This is a genomic window from Grimontia celer (genome assembly GCF_900055185.1).
In the GTDB taxonomy this organism is placed as follows: domain Bacteria; phylum Pseudomonadota; class Gammaproteobacteria; order Enterobacterales; family Vibrionaceae; genus Enterovibrio; species Enterovibrio celer.
The window spans coordinates 1,333,574-1,352,387 of record NZ_FIZX01000001.1; the positions used below are offsets into that span (position 1 = coordinate 1,333,574).

Below are 18,814 nucleotides of genomic sequence, written 5' to 3' on the forward strand. Positions count from 1 at the left end.
TCAGACCTTACGGCGACCGCCAGCAAGCAGGTTTTCGGCAATCGCTTCGCAGATACCCAGTTGCTGGAAAGCATCCATCCAATAGAATTCACCACAAGGGTTAATTTCCAGGAATTTGTACTCACCTTTTGGCGTCACAATGATGTCCGCCGCCCCGTAGTTAAGACCGAGAGCCACAGTTAATTGAACCAGCTTGTCACTGATGTCTTGCGGCAACTCATAAGGCATCCACTTATCTAGAGTATGTTGCCCTCGCTTACGCCAATCCAACTCCATGCCTGAGATTTCATTGGGATTGATCGCCGCGCAAAAGACATTATTACCAACGATGGTCGCACGCAGTTCGACTTCTTTTTCAATGTGCGCCTGAAACACCATAGGGCACAGATTGAGACTCTCTAATTGCTCCAGGTGTGGCTCTTCAATCTTGTTGGTAAACACCACTTGCTCTTGCCCGTCTTCCCAAACAGAAAAAGACGTCTGCATCTTGGTGATAATGTTCCCTTGGTTCGCGTGATAAAACTCTCGCACCGCTTTTGGGGAGTTGGTTGTCAGCGTGTTGGGAAGATCGAGACCGACTTTACGCGCCAACATCAATTGAAATTCTTTGTTTGAAGCGTGGCGAATAGACCAGTAGTCATCCAACTTGAAACAATCAAGGCTGTCCATGTAGCCGAGCAGAGTCCTTTTACTCTCCTCAGCGGAAGGTCCTTTAAATGACGCTTCCATGTCCTTGGGTAATCCTTTGGCAGGCTGAAAACGGCGATACCACAGCGCGAATACATCACCGCTTTCTACTTCAATACCCTCTTCGGTAATAAGACGATTATTGGAGCCTTCGTTAGTTTGGTGGTTCTCTATCGTTACTTGGGTCGGGAATAAGTCGGAATTAAGCCGAACGGCTTGTACGCCCCTTTCTTTGAGGTATTCAGAGACAACATCAATGGATGGGTTATCGTTTGAATGTGTCACGATAACGACTTTATTCTTTTTCACACTACTTCCTTAAACCTCAGTTCACGCACTATGTCTCAACAGGCACTTAGCAATACTTTCCGAAATCGGCATCCCTGTGTCTTTCTCCAACATTCCCCATTCTCCTGCTGGGTTCACTTCCAGAAACTGGTAGTTGCCTTCAGTGTCCAAAATGAAGTCAATCGCACCAAACTTCAGGTTCATGCTGCCCATAAAGCGGGAGATATTTTCTTTTACATCACAGGGCAAGCTGACTTGCTCCCACTGCCTTATCGGGTCAGCTTTTCTCCAATCCAATTGCGCTTTACTCTGTTCACTCACATCGATGCTGGCTGCAAAACAATCTCCATCGACATACGCCACTCGTATTTCAGTTTCTTTATGCACTTCAACCTGGAAAATCATCGGCGAGTACTTCAGGCCATCGAGTTGGCTTAAATGCGCTTCAGTGATTTTGGATGTATAAACAAAGGCCTCAGGCCGTCCCATAGACACACTGAATGGTGTGTGCATCTTGGCGACCACCTGACGATTTTGGGCAAAATAGAATTGGGTCACCTTCTCAGGATCATTTGAAAACAGAGATGGAGGAACTGATAACCCCGCACGCTTTGCCGTCATCAATTGGCGCCATTTATTTTCCGCATGGAATTGAATGTCAGGATGATCCAGCCAAAACGCATCAAGACTATGAAGCAGCCCCACCTTTATGGTTTCTGATTCGCGGATAGACTGTTCTAATAACGCTTCGTCAACATGGTCCTTCAAATCACAATGGCGGTTCTTCCGATGCCATATTGCGGACACACGGCTCGCTTCTATGTTTCCGATACTGGTTTCGATATGTACTTCAGTATTTTCTTGATCAAGACATCCGCTCATTTTGAACCCGAGAGGATAAGCATCAGAATTAATCCTTAGACTAATCGCACCTTGACTATTTAAATGCTCAATTACCCAGTCAACAGGATAAGAATCATCAGAATGCGTGACACATAATACGATTTTTTTATTTTTCATTGTGTATCTCGCAAAACCAAATTGATGTGCAAACAGACAGCTTGTTCATCGAAAGAATTAAACATTAGAGAGAATGAATTATATTCACTTAAAAATAGTGGCTCTTCCGAGCCACTATTCAATCGCTTTTAGCGCAGGAATGCTGGCGCGTCGAAGCCTTCATCATCATCTGATGGGTGTTTCATTGTGACGTAAATTGGCTCTTTAGATGGGTCAAAACCACCTGGAAGATCACCTGGCTTAACAAAATCAAGACCGCCAGTCGCTTGCTTAGTCTCTTCTTTAGTCAGAGTTTGCGCTTCCATAAAGTTACTGAAAAATGGTGTATTTTTGCTCATGGTAAGAGTCCTTTTACTTTTACAATCATTTGTATGAAAGACTGCCAATCAGGCCAGCCTACATTTCGTCGTTCTGTGTTAGCACTCTGAATTACCCCTATAAAACAAAAGGTAACGCCTCAGGCGTGCCACATTAGACAATACAAACTTACAATATCTGAATAATCATTCTCTCAATTGTAAAATCTGATTTAGAACCAAACCTTATTTGCCATAAAAAAACCAACCTGAATTTCATTTTTTTTGCGTAGCAATCAATAAGTTTCAACATAGTTAATACACTTGAATAAATATTAACCGCCCATAAAGTGGTTAATATCAAACCAATTGAATTCAACTAAACCTGAAAGAAAAAATTACCCCTTAACGTTGTTATTTGTATTTAGCGTGTTTGTTTATATTTTTATTATTATCCTTACAAAGATATAAGGAATGACCTAAATGAAGCAATTGGCAATATATTATTTTGAATTTTTCTCGCATTCACATCTTCTTACTATGCAAGAGCCCTCATATCACCCCGAGTCACACTCTTTTGTTCCTTCTCTACCGCATGTAAATCAGCCAAGTTGTGCAGCAAACCACCAAACAGACGCCAAACCGAAAAAAAGTCAGGTTTTACGCTTGCGCGCAAAGTCCCTACTCGCTAATATTCATCCCGCTTTCAGGGAAAGCAGGCTGATTATCAGTAAGATATGCGTCTGTAGCTCAGTTGGTTAGAGTACTACCTTGACATGGTAGGGGTCGGCAGTTCGAGTCTGCCCAGACGCACCACGCTCTCTCTGGAAAGAAAATACTTTGCGTCCGTAGCTCAGTTGGTTAGAGTACTACCTTGACATGGTAGGGGTCGGCAGTTCGAGTCTGCCCGGACGCACCATTCCTCCCTGACCAGGATGGAATCAGAATTTGGGTCTATAGCTCAGTTGGTTAGAGTACTACCTTGACATGGTAGGGGTCGGCAGTTCGAGTCTGCCTAGACCCACCAAATTCCAATAAACGCACTACCCTTTCGAGGGCATCCCAAGCGTTTATTCGGGCGATTAGCTCAGTTGGGAGAGCACCTCCCTTACAAGGAGGGGGTCACTGGTTCGAGCCCGGTATCGCCCACCACTTCAAAAAGCCTGCTTTCGAGCAGGCTTTTTTCGTTTTTATGCGTTCCGCTTTAAAGCGACTGTCTCAACATCTCTGCACACTGACACAAGCGCACTGAGTCATCATCTTTGTATGTTTTCAAGTCACAGAGAATTGAATGCTCAGCGTAAATGCACAAATCGAATCTATCAGCCCGCTCCTGTCTAATTGCTTCTAAGAGCCCTTCCCCCATTTCCTGTGTTGAGAAAACGTTTCGTGAATGGGTTCTTTATCTTATCCTCCGGCCCAGCGCACGTTATCTTTTTTCCTCACTTTGCCCACGCTCTCCTGTCGCTTAAGCTATCTAGCCAGGAAGGTAAGGAAGTGCCTATTTTCACCATGTGGTCTAACAGAGGATGTATGAAGCTAATTTTAAGCATTCTGGGAAAGTTGTGGGGCGCTGCAGTTTTCGCGTTTATTGCTCTGCAGTTCTATAAATCATCAGGCAATGAAATTCCTGATATTATCAGAGGCTACGTCGAATCCATCGAACAACTGTTATTTTCTTTCGTCAATTCAGAGTGGTTCTTTGCTGTATTTGTCGTGGGTTGGTTCGTTGCCGGCTACTACCTTTCAAGAACAAGTGGCTGGAGTGTGCTTGCTGATAGATATCACTTGGTTTCCAAATCCGAACCAGACTTGAGTTTTACGACCCATAGCGGCGTTATCGGAGGAATACGTCATAAGGGAACGTTGAGGATATCGACAAGCCCAAAAGGGTTATACGCAAAGATGTTACTCCCTTTTAAATTTGGCCATAAAAATTTATTTATACCTTGGTCTGACATCGAATCAGCTCACTTGGACCAAAAATCAAATCTGCTCAAGTTCAACTTCCGACACTTCAAAGACCTGAACTTTGAAATATACAACTCGAACAGCTTAAACGAGAAGTTACCCAACCGCTTATTCAAAGGCATGTAATATATTTGGCTGCCCCTAGCAGCCAATTCCCCCTTCCCCACTTTCTTTTTTTGAACAAAACCTTCGCAGTTGACTCCATGCGATCGGGTTCAAGCGTCGTTTTAAGCAATATATGTTAATTTTTCGGGTCACTGAGACAGTAGTGACCATCGGCTGGGGCTGCCACTTAGCTACTTATCACAGTTTTGTGAATACACAGGATCAAAGCTGTTTTGGTTAGGTCGATAAGCGCCCGTTATTCAAACGTTAGGAGTGTCATGAGTATCTCATCAGTACATGCTGCAGCTTTCTACCGCGAGGTTGCAGCCTCAGGTGTCGTTTGGGGTATAGAAGATACTGGTGGCTTTCCTGCCCCGCGAGGTAGTGGAGGCTCGCGAGCAATGCCGTTTTGGTCTTCTCAGTCTAGGGCGCTATCCGTTGTAAGTAATGTACCGGCATATTATGGTTTTGAACCTGTTGCAATCGAATGGGAGGTCTTCTGTGAAAGGTGGATTCCTGGCCTATCTCGTGATGGTCTATTGGTCGGAGTGAATTGGTCTGGTAAGACTGCAAAAGGCTTTGACATTACCCCTGCTCAAGTGAAGCTTAATATTGAGGCTTTATCCCGAACCTAACAAGATAGACTATGACCGTTTGTAATATCCATTCTTCGTATTTCATGGTCCACCTAGCGTTAGCTTAAAGGGCGTTCACCTGCTAAAACTGATTGAACGGCCAAATCACCGTCTTTTAAAAAATGTACCACGAGTAAACGTCCGTTAATGCTCTTGTTATAATTGGCTAATCCACATACCGAAGAAACTTGTACTCCAGCCCACCAGTGTCGTCATAAACGATCTTTTGCAACATTGCTTCTGAGCCAACTTTAATAGGATACCCTTTTGGTAGTCTGACCTTTATCAGTTCTAGTTGTGGAGGAACCGATACTACTAACCAGTGTTTATTACCTACCTCAGTCAGCATTGTGACGCGATTTTTCACCACCCCTCGAATCAATTCTACACTCTGTTGATTCGTTCGATCTGTATAGATCGCATATGCTATCGAAATGAACACTGTTAGCAATAACGCGACCAAGAGCCGCCTTTTCGCTTGAAGTATTGCGATATTTCTGGCTAATTTATCCTTCGATTTCATCCTTTAAACCCGAGCCAAATATAAACGTTGCAATAACGGGCGCTTACCAAACCACCCAAAACTGCTTTAATCCTTTGTATTCAGGCCACTTTGAAAAGCTGCCGCATTGACAAAGCGTCCCGTTCATAGCCTTGTTATACAAATGGTTAATTGGATTCTACCATCTCTTTAAAAACCAGATTTAGCGACTTGGCTAGAGAGTAAATCCACAAACCAAAAGCAACGATGCACCAAATAAATAATGCTAGGGAAAAACTAAATACTGGCCACATTGCCAAGGCTGTTAGCAGACCTGATATGCCCGTCACTGGTGTTTCTTCCCAATTTACAGCCTCCGCGCCAAAAAAAGATGCGATGCCACACATTAAAAGAACACAAACATGCTCAGGCTAAAGCCGATAAAGAGAATTTTGAAAAGAGACATTTTCGAGATTTTCTTAACTGTAATTTCTATTTCCATCCATGTTTTTGGCCAACGAGTTAGAATTTAAACAGCTTCAATAACCAGCTCTGCGTTAGTTTTACTTGAAGGAGAGGATATGATCACTTTAGTGTTCGGGCTCGGAGCTTCAATTGTAAACTCAGCACCAGCAGCAACATTGAATCCAACTTTAACACCATCAATATCTAAGATGATGTCACCTGCATGTTCACTTTTGTTTCTGAAGGTTTTCATAAAATCTCCACTGTGTGGCTGATGTTGTATAACAACTTATTAGCGGGCATAAAGCCCGTTTAGTCAAAAACCGAGACGCACGTTTAGTCCGCATAGATTTGTGAAACATTACCATATAGCTTCTTAGAATGAGTGGGTTAAATTTTTTGCTTTTCGCCTAAAAAAGAGAAATCGGGCACCCCGTTTAAAAACGTGCACATTTTTGCTATGTACATACCGCTGTGTTTTTATACATAGGAAAAGCATAAGAAAAATTGGGTCATTTTGCGGCGATTCAAGTTCTCAATTGTTCGAAAAGCTGACTCACTTTGGGGCAAAGCTAAGCTAGGATCTCATGTTCTTACCAATCACAGTCTCCCAAGCGTTGAGGCCCGTCCAAAAACATCGAAACAAGCTCTCCTCCTCCAGACTTTGCGTTTTATTCCAGAATACTTTCAGATCCCCAAATCGACCGAAATCTACATCAGGTTGACTGATATGTATCAATATCATCATGAATTTAAAGTAAAAATATCCATCCCTGAAAGATAAGAAAAACCAAGGATGGTTATGAAACCCTATAAGGATATTTTGTTCCTTGCCGTTCCCATTGCTTTGCACAGTGTGTTGTTTGCAAGTCTCGGCTTTATTGACACTTTTATGCTCTCTGCGTTGGGTGGTGATACTGTTGCGGCGGCTGGTATTGGCTCGCGGGTGCTGTGGTTTGTGTCTAACGTGATTGTCGGCATTGCTGGTGCTACTACCATTTTTTGTGCACAGCATTGGGGAGCAAAAGATAACAAAAGTCTTAGCGTTACTGTTCATATCGGAATGATTCACGCGGCGATCGCTTCTGTGCTGTTAGTCAGCGCTGCGCTTGTTTTCAAAGATCAGATTGCGGGTTTGATGACAAATGATGTTGCGATTGCAGCGATGGCCAGCAGTTACATTGAAATCTCTATTCTCTGTGTTTTGGTCACGAGCTTTTCCGCGATTTGGGGGGCTGGCCTAAGAGCGATTCAAAAACCAAAGATTATTCTGTATCTGTTTGTCTTTGAGCTCATCCTTAATGTTGCTCTCAACTACCTGCTTATTTTTGGTCACTTTGGTTTCCCTGCACTTGGTCTTGAAGGCGCTGCTTGGGGAACGTTAGTAGCGAGAACAGCTTCCACATTGATCCTGTTTTTCTATGTTAACGCCTTCGAGAAAATACTTAGCTTTACGGCATCTTCCTTTGTTGCAGCGAAAGAGAGAACCAAGAATGTAGCCTTCGTTAACATTGCGCTACCGATTATTGGCGGTGAAATCATCTGGAGTGGTGGCATGACGGCCTATCACACCATTTACGGCAATATTGATGGCACCGCTCTGGCGGCTATGTCGATCCTCGCGCCTCTGGAAATACTACTGGGTTCATTTAGCTGGGGTTGTGCTGCAGCGGTTGGTGTGCTGGTCGGTCAGAAGATAGGTTCCAACAATCATCAAGAGCTCAATGCCTATATTCGTGCGGGTTTGGTTGCTTCTGTCACGGTAGGGGGAACGATTGTTGCCCTACTTTGGATAGGGCGCGATTTGCTCATTGGGTTGTTCCATGGCATTGAACCCGAAGTGCTGGATGCCGTGTATTTGCTCTTCCCTTTCATTCTGGCTTCGATATTCCTACGTTCAGTCACCATGACATCTATGTCGGGCATCCTGAAAAGTGGCGGCGACACCAAGTTCACTATGTATCTGGATATGGTGGCGCAATGGTTTGGGGCCATTCCTTTGATGCTGGTTCTGGCGTTTTGGTTTGAGCTGCCCGTGCAATATGTCTATGCCGCTGTCTTACTGGAGGAAACACTCAAACTAATCCCAGTAATGCTGCGAATCAAAAACAAAAAGTGGATTAAAACGCTCTCCCAGAAAAGCACGTCGGCGGAGCCTGTTCCAGGCTAAACAATTTTGTTCGTCTCATTCGTTGACTTAACAAAAAAGCACCTCATTTTCTGAGGTGCTTTTTTGTGTTGAGTGTAATTCTTACCCCATAAGGGAAACTGAATTAAAGAATGTTTTTGGGCACAATTCTTCGCAGTTTCACCTTCAGCTGTTTGGAGGTAGACACGGTATCGTCTGGGTTGAAATCTTCAGTGATTCGCCATGCATTCTCTGGCTCTAACTCTACTTCCATTGCACGGCGAACATCTTTGGTTATCGACTCAGACCTTACAAAGGTAATGCTTTCGGTATTTAGGTTCGCACTTCTTGGGTCGAGGTTGTAGGTGCCAATCACTGTCGTGTGGTTATCAATGGTCATGGTTTTGGCGTGAAGTCCAAAGATCGGCTGGGTCGGCAAACGCTTAACCATGTGCTCTGTCATCACCCGCTGTCTTACCTTGGCGTCAGGTTTAAATTCATATATCTCAACACCAGTATCAAGCAGTGCTTTGCGGTCTCTTTGATAACCGCTGAATGCTTCAAGGTTGTCATTAGAAGCAAGGCTGTTGGTGAGGATTTTTATCGATATGCCGCGATCGACAAGTTCTTTTAAAAATACCCTATCACGCGCTGTTGTCACCAGGTAAGGGGTTTGAATCAAAATGCTTTCTTTTGCACTGTCGGCAAGCTCAACCAGCTTATCTTGCGTGATACTGCCTCCACCCAAGAATTCACTCTTATCGTTTTTGCCTGGCTTATCATAGATGTACTCGACATCTTCAATGAACCTGAACTTACCCTGCTCTTCCAAATGGCGAAATGTTTCAGGCACTTTCTCAATTTCAGCGCGAATTTCTGGGTGAAAGTTTTCCGGGTTACATGCATAAGCGTGTAAGCGAGAGAAGTCAGGATCTTCTTGGAAGGTATCTTCAGGGAAAAGCTTTTCAACACTGATACTTAAATCATGCTGCCAATATTCTTCAAAAGAGGTTGTCAGCACCTCAACTTCTTTACCCGCTAAGAATACATCTCTGTCCCTGAAGTTATAATCGTGATCGAACCCGAAATACTCGTCAGCAATATTACGCCCGCCAGTAATAGCCACCTGATTATCAACCACAAAGATTTTGTTGTGCATCCTTTGATTAAGGCCATGGAAATCGGTGACCAGCACTTTAATTTTCTGGGCAAGATTCTTCCCAATATTCACATTGGGATTGTAGATTTTGATTTCGATGTTTTCATGACCGGCCAACATCAACAGTTCGTCGCCGCGGGCTTCTATCATCAGGTCGTCAACAAGGACGCGGACTTTGACACCTCTTTCAGCCGCCTGTACCAGCATGTCACTGGCAATTAACCCGATGTTGTCCACAGAGAAAATGAAGTATTGGATATCGATGGATTTCTCTGCGCTTTCAGTCAACCATGCCCGGGACATCATGGCCTCTGCGCCCTGTTCTAGCACATAAACGCCAGTTTTAGCGCTCAGTTGGTCTTTGTAAGGGGCTAAGTAGGATGAAAGAGATTGGCGCTCTATCGCGGGTTTTCCATCACAGTGATTTTGTTGAGAGAGCGGCACGCTGTCTGGCGGGGAATCACAGCCAAACAGCAGGAAAGATAACGAAAGCACACTGATTTTAATCGAGGGAATAGCCAACTGATTCTATATCCATATAGTCTGATTCTTAACCAGTTGTTGAACATACACAAAGGGCCGGATGTTGTCACTTTTTGCTGCACCAATAGCGCGCTGGCCCTTAACCGCTTTTGCAAAGCATTCTGGCGTTCGCTTTTTTGGATGCCAAGTGATGACTTCATATATCGTTAACTAATTGAGTTTCCAGTTAGGTATGATCTCCTGCCCTGTCCTATGCTGACTGTTAAGCCTTATTAACACCAATCACAAAAAAGAGACAGCGCTATGCCACGTTCTATCAAGAGCAAGCTCTCCCTCGCGATTGCCTTCATCATCATCATTGTTGCAGCGGTGCAGTTTACACGCCAAGACCAACAGCTGATGAACTATACCCAGAACTCAGTCGCCCAATATATCGACTCTGTAAACATTGCCACTGCAAAAGGAATTCAAAATTGGATTCAACCGCGCATCGGTATTATCCAAAGCGCTCAGAGGAGCGACCTTAACGCTGGAGGCCAGCCCATCTACGCGTATTTGGATCAAGCCCGCGCATCCGGTAACTTTCAGTCTGTTTATGTGGGCACCGCAAGCGGAGAGATGATTCGTTATAACGCGAAGCCATCTAAAGCAGGATACGACCCAAGACAGCGCCCTTGGTATATTCAGGCATCGGGTGCGGAAGGTCCTATCATCACCAAACCTTATAAAGACTCTTCAAGTGGCCAACCTGTTGTCACTATTGCTGAGAAATATACACGTGCTTCCGGTGAACAAGGCGTCGTTGCAGGTGATATCAACATTACCCAGCTTATTGAGTACATCAAAAGCATCAGTAGCGAGAGCACTCAGGCAATCTTGTTTGATAACAACGCTACTATTATTGCCAGTGTGGATGACGGCATGACACTGCAACCAGCAAGCGAGCTTACACAGCAGATAAGCGCTGAAACCTTGCCAACTATCGCTCAGTCTTTCGAAGTGAGCGAAATGTCCATCGGTAACACCCCATACCTTTTCAACATTCAGGCGGTTGAAGGAACACCTTGGTACGTCGCTGTCGCCGTTGATAAAGACTTTGCTTTTCAGACGGTGACTGCAGCAAGAACAGACTCACTTGTCTTTGCAGCAGTTCAAGTACTGCTGGTTTCAGCACTGGTGATATTTCTGGTTAACAAGCTCCTCAAACCACTGTCTCCGATCATGCGAGCCATGAAAAAGCTCGCACAGGGCGATTTAACGGCCCAGGTTCCAGTCACCACCAGAGACGAAATTAGTGTAATTGCGCGCGGTATCAATGAGGTCTCCCAAAACCTTCGCGATATCGTTGGCGGTATCTCCCAGGCAACAACCAACATATCGAGTGAAGTAGGCCAGGTGAAAAGCCAAACCGACAGCAATCATCATACTCTCACCCATCACAGCGAAGTGACTGAACAGGTTGTTGGCCGCATAGAAAATATGAATTCCACGGTGGATTCTGTGGCTGAAAGTGCGTCAGAAGCACTGGCCTGCACTCAACGGACCAATCAACAGACGTCCGATTCGAAGCATCAGGTTAAAGAGTCTGTAAACAGCGTAAATTCCCTGCTTCAGGAAATTTCAGATATGGAAGCAGATATTCAGGCCATGAGCGCGAATTCGGAGAAAATAGCCTCAGTACTGGGTGTGATTGGTGATATAGCGGAACAAACCAACCTACTCGCATTGAATGCAGCCATTGAGGCAGCACGCGCCGGTGAACAAGGACGCGGGTTTGCAGTGGTTGCTGATGAAGTCCGTGCTCTGGCGAGTCGCACGCAGGAAAGCACCTCTGAAATTAATGACATGCTTTCAAAGCTTAATGAAGGCACGGAAAACGCGGTTCGTGCGATAGAAAACACCAAGAAGAGCTGCATGCTTGCCGTTGAGAAAGCCGACGTTGTAGATTCGAACCTCGACGTAATGGCAGCCTCAGTCAATGAAATCAACACGCTCAACAGCACCATTACTGATATCACCAAGTCTCAAAGCCAATCTTCGAACGAGATAAGCCAGAGCATTGCCAGCATCAGAGATATGGTGGAGAAACTTAATCAAAGCGGTGAAGCAACGCTGTCGAACGTTCAGCAATTGGCAGCTTCTAACCAACAGTTATCGACTGCCATCGCCAAGTTCAATATTTAAACCACAAAGTTGAAGCTGGCGAGCTTTGTGTCACCGGAAGGCTGCGGAGAAATCTGCAGCCTTTCTCTTTCGCGACTGAACCAGCCACCACCTGTTTGACCTTCCAAGTAGAGCTGTGTTGTCAGTAGCTCCTTGTTTCCATTCCAAAGTTTGACATGTATGTGTGGTGGCCTTCCCGTATAAGGCACGGGATAAAGTGTTTGAAACTGGTAGTTACCTTCCGCATCTGTGATTGCTGCGCCAAAACCGCCAAATGCCGGGTCAAATTTCTCAGTATCATTTTGACGGGGATGATCATAGAGCCCCACACCATCACATTGCCAAATTTCCACTTTGATACCTGCAAGTGCCTTACCATTGGTGTCGAATACTTTTCCTTGCAAATTCATTGATTCGCCTACTAACGAATCTGCGTTCAGAATCAGCGACTCCCGTACCGGTATTTCTTTAACTGGGTAGAAAGGCCCCTCTTGTTGGCTAGGTGTTTTTCTATTTTCGGCCCAGGCAGGAAAGGTGATGGCAGCAATTCCTATCCCTTGTATGAAAGTGCGTCTTTTCATTTATCTTCCCTTTTATTGTTTGGTCACTGCAAACTGTTATGACTACTAAACACACAAAGAAAGTTCCCAAAAATTTTTGTTTTTTATTTGGAGGAAAAGCACTACTATGGCGGCGTTTTGGGGAGTAGTCACTTTGTCGCGCTGTCGTCATCCCGTAGCTTAACGCTTCCGGCACGCGAGAACATTCACACAGAGTGTTTTGACAAGACCAACGCACACACTTGCTTTAACTTTCGTTTTTAGCTGTGCGGTTGGTCAGGCGATCCCCCTCTCCTGAGACCTCCGCATGCTGGAGGTATCATGTTCCTAAGCGAACTTTTCTCAGGTTATGAAGGCCTGTTAGTTCTCACACTTCTGATGCTTGGCATCGACTTGTTGCTCACCCGCGGAAAAATCAGTTTCCGTAGTGCTGCTGTCTGGAGTGTTTTCTGGTTTGCGCTGGCATTTGCCTTTGCTGCCGCGATCTATTTCTTCTGGCCACACATGGCACCTAATAGCGGCTTAACCAATGGTGAAGCGGCAACGTCATTTGTTACTGGTTATCTGCTAGAGAAATCGCTCAGTGTCGACAACCTGTTCGTTTTCGCACTGATTTTTGCCCAATTCAAAGTACCTGAAAGAAATGTTCCCCGCATTCTAATGCTGGGTATTGTGGGGGCGCTGATCCTTCGCGGCATTATGATTTCTCTTGGCGCACCGTTGATTGCCAAGTTCCACGTCATTCTGTATCTGTTCGGTTTCTTCCTGATTTGGACCGGCGTACAAATGTGGCGTCAACATGGCGAAGAAAACGAGTCGTTCTCAGACAGCTTTGCTGTGCGTTTGGTAAAACGCTTCTTGCGTGTGAGCCCGGATTACCACGGTAATAAGATGTTCATCCGCGATGCGGTAGGCATTCTTGCTACCCCAATGCTGGTGGTGGTGATGGTCATTGCCATGACAGACGTCATGTTCGCACTGGACTCAATCCCTGCGATTTTCGCGGTCACTCAAGAACCGTATCTGGTTCTGGCGGCTAACGTCTTCGCGCTGCTCGGCCTCCGATCCCTGTATTTTGTGCTGGGCGGTATGTTGAACAAGTTCGCTTACCTACACCATACACTGGCTTTCATGCTGTGCTTTATTGGTGTGAAGATGCTGCTTATCGACACACCATTTGCTATCGCGACGCCTGTGTCGCTGGGTGTCATCGTGAGTTCGCTGGCGATAGGTATCGGCGCTTCCATTTGGAAACAACGTCAGGTAGAAAAACTGGCGCATTAATAGCGACAACTAAAACTGAAAAAGGCACCTTCGCGGTGCCTTTTTTACATCAATATCGGATTCTCACAGTTTTCCGAGATAATCTCCGAGCAAACCACAGCCTATACCAAACATGGCGCTTGCAAAGGTTCCCAGCATCACGTACTCCGTGAACATTCTGCTGCCGTGATCTTTAAGATCCCCAAATCTGAAAACGGATTTGGCTGCCAAGACCAGAGCGACGCCAGGCAATTGCCCCCAAAGAACAAAGGTCACAATCAGTGTGCGCTCAAAGTAGCCAATGAAGGTTCCAGCCTCTTTTAAGGGGCGATTGGTTGCGGCATCTTCAGTCGCAGTTAACTCCTGCGTCCAATTCTGCAAAATAAGCGCAATCGCTGAAGAGGAGGGTTTGAGCGCAAGCAGATAAGCCAGCCCCCAACAGAGCAAGGTTTGCCATTTGGCAGATACAACCGCTTCCCATGCAGCATGGCGCTGATCAATTGTCACTGCAAAAGCCGTAATAAGTGCGATGAGAACAATGTGCAAAGTGAGCTTGAGTAGCATACCGCGAAGCCTCTCGGAAGGCATGGTCATACAGTGGCTCAACACAGCATATTGTGCAGATAGTGCCAGTGTCGCGATAAATGCAGTTAGCAGAGGCGTTCCAACAATAGTGAAAGCGATAAACGCTAAGCCTGCTTGCAAAGCCGCTACCAGAATCAATCCCTGCCGTTTACTGCTCATCAGCGGGAAAAGATAAAATTCAGAGAATATGTGGATGACCACCAGCACCAGTAACAAGGTCAGCAAAACACTCAATTCCTTTGATATCTAACCAGCCTGTCAGCATACCATCTGAGTGTTTCTTCAATGCGTCCATAATTGGCACGGTTGATGATTCTTGTGAACGCGCTTCGACTTATCCCGAATTTATCTGCTAATTCAGCATGCTGCCTTGATGGGTTATCAAGCCAAAGTAACAGAGCTTGCGCCATCTTAGACGTCAATTGGCTTAAGTGATCATCAAGAAATGAGACGACGATTCTCACATCACTACTGAAAGGTTCACTGTCCGAAGAAAAGGCTAATCTGGCACTTTTCATCGCATCCAGGTTTCTACCGGATAACGTAAAGGCTTCAGAATTGTTCGCCATGCGCACTGGCAGTTGCCGCTCCGTCGCCCCTGCCACAGACAGTGATAATCTGGCATCTTGTCCCAAGGCGATGAGAGAAAGTCTAAGCCTGATTGCTATCTCCATCAGCGAAGCGGGTTCGACGGTATATATCTGAAACGCATCGCCCCGGTAGATTTCACCTTGAGCGGTTTCTCCAAAGTGGGAAAAGCACTGCTCTATCGCCTCAATGCATTGGCGACGCAGTGCTTCTTCCATTTCTGTAGAGCCAACCAAATCCCCAGTGATCACACCGGCTGTGCTGATGCTCATGCAACCTCCAAGTTACGCAAATAAGTAACATGGTTAAATGTTACGCCTTTATGTAACTTTGTCAAAGGTTACGCTGTTTTGTCACGCACTGGTTCTTCAACTGGACTCTCAAGTTGTTCGTAAAGCGCCTGAAAACTCTCGGAGAGTTTGTGTTTTGGCGCAAAGTGAACAAGCGGCTTTTGGTGGTAATGCGACTCTTTCATTTTCACCGACTGCGGAATGAAGGGTTCCAAGAGTGGCAAACCCAGCTCTCTGACATTTTCGATAATCTGCCCCGGGAACTTCGCCTGCGCGTTGAACATATTGACCACGACCCCTTCCAACATCAGTTTACGGTTGTGGTCGTCACGGAGCTCGGCCAAGTTATCCATCAGGGTCAACAATGCCTGATGAGAAAAACTGTCGCAATCAAATGGGATCAACAGTTTGTGTGCCGCAATCAGACCGGCTTTGCTGTAGAAGTTAAGATTAGGAGGCGTGTCGATGTAAATGCGCTCATATTCATTTTCCAGCTCATCTAATGCATCACGTAACTTGTATATCTTGTAGCGTCGCTCTAGCTCAGGCTCCAATGCTGCAAGCCTTGGACTTGAAGGAATGATGTCGAGGTTTTCATAAGCGGTCGCTTGGGGGAAGTTTTTGATTGGGGTAGAAACAGAGAACCAAGAAACGGTTTGATCCAGAAGGTCGGCAACCGTTCTATCGTTCTTGGCATTAATATCCACACCCAGATAATGACTGCTATTCCCTTGAATATCGAGGTCAATAAGCAGTGTTTTCTTGCCACTTGCCGCACTCAGCGCCGCAAGGTTAACCGTTATACTGGATTTACCTACACCACCCTTTTGGTTGAAGATGATTCTTCGCATCGTTTTCCCTTCCAATGTTTTGAAAAAGCACGACTGCGAACTGTGCATACTCAATCAGTAGCTTACCAACACCAGAGAAAGAAAAAGTGAAGATGTGTCTCGATTATCAGTAGAAATACTCAGCGCCAGCCATACAAATGACTGGCGCGTGAAACAGTTAGGATTTACCCAGCATGCGTTTCAGGGTCTCATCCTTATCGATGATGTGGTGTTTGAGCGCACCAGCGATATGCAGAACCAGCGTGGCAATCACAATGTTCGCCAGCACTTCATGGGTAACATGACCAACCTGACCAAGCCATTCGACTTTGTCGCCCGCAGGAATTACCGGGATACCAAACACAGCTAAACCACGACCACCACCTACTGACATCGCAATACCAGAGATTGGCATCAAGAGTGTCGCAAGTAGCAAAATGTGATGAACCGCTTTGGCGGCTTTTTCTTGCCAACTTGGTGAGCCAGGAATGACGGGAATTGGCCCTTCCTTAAAACGCCAGACAATACGTGCAGAAGCCAGCAGTAAAACGATAAAACCAAAAGATTTATGCAGGCCAATCATCTGTCCTTTGTCTGGGCCGTTAGGTAGGTCTTCAACATACAAACCAAACGCCAGAACCGCGATGAACAATACTGCGACGCCCCAATGAAACATTCTGGTCGGCTTAGACAAAGACGACGAAGTACTCATTTTACAACTCTCCATATCCATAATTAATTTGGGTATATATTGCGCTCAACCTGAGCACTAAACAATCAGCCCAGTGTAAAGTTAGGTAAAATTAGTACTTTATATTCAACGTATTTCAGCGAAGTCTTAACCTCAAAATAGCTCCTAGCTTCCAGCCAAAATTTAATCATTCAAATTCCGGATATTCGGACCTCCTTTCATCAGATTTGTCTCTTTCTAAACAGAGCGATGACAAAGAAAGGTTCTAATTTCCATAAGGTTTTTGGATATCTAGGAAAATCTTCAAATGTGAGATCGACATACAGTGCTTGCAGCAATGCTAAGTGCCATACTAGGTTCTGTTAACTAATTATTATGCTGGAGAGACGTTCATGATCCCCCGTTGGTGTGCCGGATTTACTCTGCCTTTTATACTCCTTCTTTCTTCCGTTTTCTTTGTCAGCTTTGCAAACGCCGAAACGGCGTCACCGCAGGCAGAAATACCGAACGCTTCAAGCCAGTGGCAAACCCAAGTCGGCAACCTGAATAGAGAGCTTGGTGAGCTCGTCGCTCTTCAAAACAAGGCCAGCGGTGAAGATAAACTGGCTTTGCAACTGCAAATGTTCCAGAAAAACGAAGAGTTGCGGGCATTAGTTGCCAGCGGTGTGAAAAACGATAGCTTCGATCGGGCTTTTCTGATCAAGCAAATCAAACAGCAACAGAAATATGCAGACCAAGGTATTAAGTATCTGGCTGAACGCTCTTCCAAGCTTTCTGAACAGTTGAGCGAAGCAAAAAGTGAAGACAAATTCGCGATACTTTCTGATTACGAAGAATCCCGTAAATACCTCGACAGCATGTATGAAGAGCAATCTCAGAACATCGATTGGCTGAAAAGACTTAACGCTATTGACGAGAAAGCGGAAGAAGCATTCAAACTTGAAATCAATCGCCGGACAGAACAGATAGCTGCCAATGTAGAGTATATACGCCAACAACTGAGTGCTGATGACGCACAACTTAAAGTCGCACCGGAATCTGAAAAAGCGACGATTCAGCTGAGGCAGCTTATTACCCAACGTCGCATGGCTATTACCACACGCAGTCTTTCTGTGATGATTGAACTCTCTGATAAGGTTGGGATTGAAACAGCTGAGTACAAACGCCTTTACTTCGAAGCAACTGGGAGTGTGACGCAAGATTTGTTGAGTGGTGATGTCCTGCTTTCCATCATCAAAACCTGGTCGAGCAAGTTCTGGAACTGGTTCGTTGAAAACGCACCACAACATATCTTCCAGCTTATTGTCTTTTTGATAATCCTACTGATTGCCCGACAAATCGCTAACCTAACACGTAAGGTCGTCAAAAAAGCGGTGGCTGCGAAGAATCTTAAGTTCTCGGTGCTGATGCAAGACTTCTTTATTTCCATGTCCGGTAAAGCGGTTTGGTTTATCGGTATTCTAATTGCCCTTTCCCAGATTGGTCTTAATCTGACCCCCATCCTCACAGGTTTCGGTATTGCCGGTGTTATCGTCGGTTTCGCGTTACAGGATACGCTCTCTAACTTCGCAGCAGGCATGATGCTTTTGATATACCGTCCATTTGATGTGGGAGATTTTGTTCAGGCAGGTGGCGTTGAAGGTAAGGTAAGCCATATGAGCTTGGTGAACACCACCATCAAAACCTTCGATAACCAAATCATCATCGTTCCAAACAGCAAGATCTGGGGCGATGTGATTAAAAATGTCACTCATGAGCGGGTTCGACGTGTCGATATGGTCTTTGGTGTTAGTTATAGCGACGATATTGAGTTTGTAGAAAAAGTACTGACTGACATTATCACCAGCCACCCTGCCGTGTTGCGCGCGCCAGAACCCATGATCAAAGTGCATGTGTTGAACAGCTCTTCGGTTGATTTCATTGTTCGCCCTTGGGTGAAAACCGATGACTATTGGGATGTTTACTGGGATGTGACAAGAGAAGTGAAAATCCGATTCGACAAAGAAGGCATTTCTATCCCGTTCCCACAACAGGATGTGCACCTCCACATGGCGTCAGGACAACTTCCTCCTTCATCTGACAAACCAGCCTGATCTAAAAATCTTAATAATTTTCAGAGAGCTCCC

Annotated in this window: 16 protein-coding genes and 4 tRNA genes; 10 read left to right on the forward strand and 10 right to left on the reverse strand. The window is 45.3% G+C overall.

Going from position 1 to position 18,814, the window contains the following annotated elements; translation table 11 throughout:
- From GCE9029_RS05940 to GCE9029_RS05950, 3 genes are all read right to left on the reverse strand, one after another.
- A complete protein-coding gene (locus GCE9029_RS05940) occupies nt 1–996 on the reverse strand; it encodes an MvdC/MvdD family ATP grasp protein (protein WP_062661686.1) in 996 nt (331 codons plus the stop codon).
- Nucleotides 997–1,017: 21 nt separating this feature from the next.
- A complete protein-coding gene (locus GCE9029_RS05945) occupies nt 1,018–1,995 on the reverse strand; it encodes an MvdC/MvdD family ATP grasp protein (RefSeq protein WP_157487775.1) in 978 nt (325 codons plus the stop codon).
- Between the two features lie 128 nt (nt 1,996–2,123).
- Nucleotides 2,124–2,333 carry a microviridin/marinostatin family tricyclic proteinase inhibitor gene (locus tag GCE9029_RS05950; protein WP_062661690.1) on the reverse strand — a complete coding sequence of 70 codons (210 nt, stop codon included), beginning with the start codon at nt 2,331–2,333 and terminating at the stop codon, nt 2,124–2,126.
- A 697-nt stretch (nt 2,334–3,030) separates the two neighbouring features.
- On the opposite strand from GCE9029_RS05950, the gene GCE9029_RS05955 reads away from it, so the two are divergent.
- The 6 genes from GCE9029_RS05955 (at nt 3,031) to GCE9029_RS26990 (ending at nt 5,002) form a co-directional block, all read left to right on the forward strand.
- Nucleotides 3,031–3,107: transfer RNA gene (locus tag GCE9029_RS05955), tRNA-Val, on the forward strand.
- A gap of 26 nt (nt 3,108–3,133) precedes the next feature.
- Nucleotides 3,134–3,210: transfer RNA gene (locus GCE9029_RS05960), tRNA-Val, on the forward strand.
- A 31-nt stretch (nt 3,211–3,241) separates the two neighbouring features.
- Nucleotides 3,242–3,318: transfer RNA gene (locus tag GCE9029_RS05965), tRNA-Val, on the forward strand.
- 49 nt (nt 3,319–3,367) lie between these two features.
- Nucleotides 3,368–3,443 (forward strand) — tRNA-Val (locus GCE9029_RS05970).
- Nucleotides 3,444–3,824: 381 nt separating this feature from the next.
- The gene (locus tag GCE9029_RS05975) at nt 3,825–4,388 is read left to right on the forward strand and encodes a hypothetical protein (protein WP_062661692.1); all 564 of its coding nucleotides are present in this window, start codon (nt 3,825–3,827) and stop codon (nt 4,386–4,388) included.
- Between the two features lie 257 nt (nt 4,389–4,645).
- Nucleotides 4,646–5,002, forward strand: a complete 357-nt coding sequence (locus tag GCE9029_RS26990) for a DUF2750 domain-containing protein (protein ID WP_062661694.1) — start codon at nt 4,646–4,648, stop codon at nt 5,000–5,002.
- 1,010 nt (nt 5,003–6,012) lie between these two features.
- Here the strand turns inward: GCE9029_RS26990 and GCE9029_RS05990 are convergent.
- Nucleotides 6,013–6,201 carry a hypothetical protein gene (locus tag GCE9029_RS05990; protein ID WP_062661698.1) on the reverse strand — a complete coding sequence of 63 codons (189 nt, stop codon included), beginning with the start codon at nt 6,199–6,201 and terminating at the stop codon, nt 6,013–6,015.
- A gap of 549 nt (nt 6,202–6,750) precedes the next feature.
- Between GCE9029_RS05990 and GCE9029_RS05995 the strand changes: the two genes are divergently transcribed.
- A complete protein-coding gene (locus tag GCE9029_RS05995; RefSeq protein ID WP_062661700.1) occupies nt 6,751–8,118 on the forward strand; it encodes an MATE family efflux transporter in 1,368 nt (455 codons plus the stop codon).
- A 103-nt stretch (nt 8,119–8,221) separates the two neighbouring features.
- Here GCE9029_RS05995 and GCE9029_RS06000 read toward each other — a convergent pair whose 3' ends face one another.
- Nucleotides 8,222–9,757: a phospholipase D family protein gene (locus GCE9029_RS06000; protein ID WP_197475325.1), complete on the reverse strand. Its 1,536-nt coding sequence runs from the start codon at nt 9,755–9,757 to the stop codon at nt 8,222–8,224.
- A 264-nt stretch (nt 9,758–10,021) separates the two neighbouring features.
- Here GCE9029_RS06000 and GCE9029_RS06005 point away from each other — a divergent pair, with 264 nt between their 5' ends.
- Nucleotides 10,022–11,902: a methyl-accepting chemotaxis protein gene (locus GCE9029_RS06005; RefSeq protein WP_062661701.1), complete on the forward strand. Its 1,881-nt coding sequence runs from the start codon at nt 10,022–10,024 to the stop codon at nt 11,900–11,902.
- Here GCE9029_RS06005 and GCE9029_RS06010 read toward each other — a convergent pair.
- The gene (locus GCE9029_RS06010; protein WP_062661703.1) at nt 11,899–12,462 is read right to left on the reverse strand and encodes a dioxygenase family protein; all 564 of its coding nucleotides are present in this window, start codon (nt 12,460–12,462) and stop codon (nt 11,899–11,901) included. The genes GCE9029_RS06005 and GCE9029_RS06010 overlap by 4 nt on opposite strands.
- A gap of 300 nt (nt 12,463–12,762) precedes the next feature.
- Between GCE9029_RS06010 and GCE9029_RS06015 the strand changes: the two genes are divergently transcribed.
- Nucleotides 12,763–13,725: a TerC/Alx family metal homeostasis membrane protein gene (locus GCE9029_RS06015; protein WP_062661705.1), complete on the forward strand. Its 963-nt coding sequence runs from the start codon at nt 12,763–12,765 to the stop codon at nt 13,723–13,725.
- 63 nt (nt 13,726–13,788) lie between these two features.
- Here GCE9029_RS06015 and GCE9029_RS06020 read toward each other — a convergent pair whose 3' ends face one another.
- The 4 genes from GCE9029_RS06020 to GCE9029_RS06035 form a co-directional block, all read right to left on the reverse strand.
- Nucleotides 13,789–14,514: a DUF3307 domain-containing protein gene (locus tag GCE9029_RS06020; RefSeq protein WP_082804290.1), complete on the reverse strand. Its 726-nt coding sequence runs from the start codon at nt 14,512–14,514 to the stop codon at nt 13,789–13,791.
- A 5-nt stretch (nt 14,515–14,519) separates the two neighbouring features.
- A complete protein-coding gene (locus GCE9029_RS06025; protein WP_062661709.1) occupies nt 14,520–15,149 on the reverse strand; it encodes a hypothetical protein in 630 nt (209 codons plus the stop codon).
- Between the two features lie 68 nt (nt 15,150–15,217).
- Entirely contained in the window at nt 15,218–16,018 is an 801-nt protein-coding gene (locus tag GCE9029_RS06030; protein WP_062661711.1) for a ParA family protein, read from the reverse strand.
- Nucleotides 16,019–16,175: 157 nt separating this feature from the next.
- A complete protein-coding gene (locus GCE9029_RS06035) occupies nt 16,176–16,709 on the reverse strand; it encodes a cytochrome b (protein ID WP_062661713.1) in 534 nt (177 codons plus the stop codon).
- Between the two features lie 371 nt (nt 16,710–17,080).
- Here GCE9029_RS06035 and GCE9029_RS06040 point away from each other — a divergent pair, with 371 nt between their 5' ends.
- Nucleotides 17,081–18,781 (forward strand): mechanosensitive ion channel family protein, encoded by a 1,701-nt coding sequence (locus GCE9029_RS06040; protein WP_062661715.1) that lies wholly within the window; start codon nt 17,081–17,083, stop codon nt 18,779–18,781.
- Nucleotides 18,782–18,814: the final 33 nt, after the last annotated feature.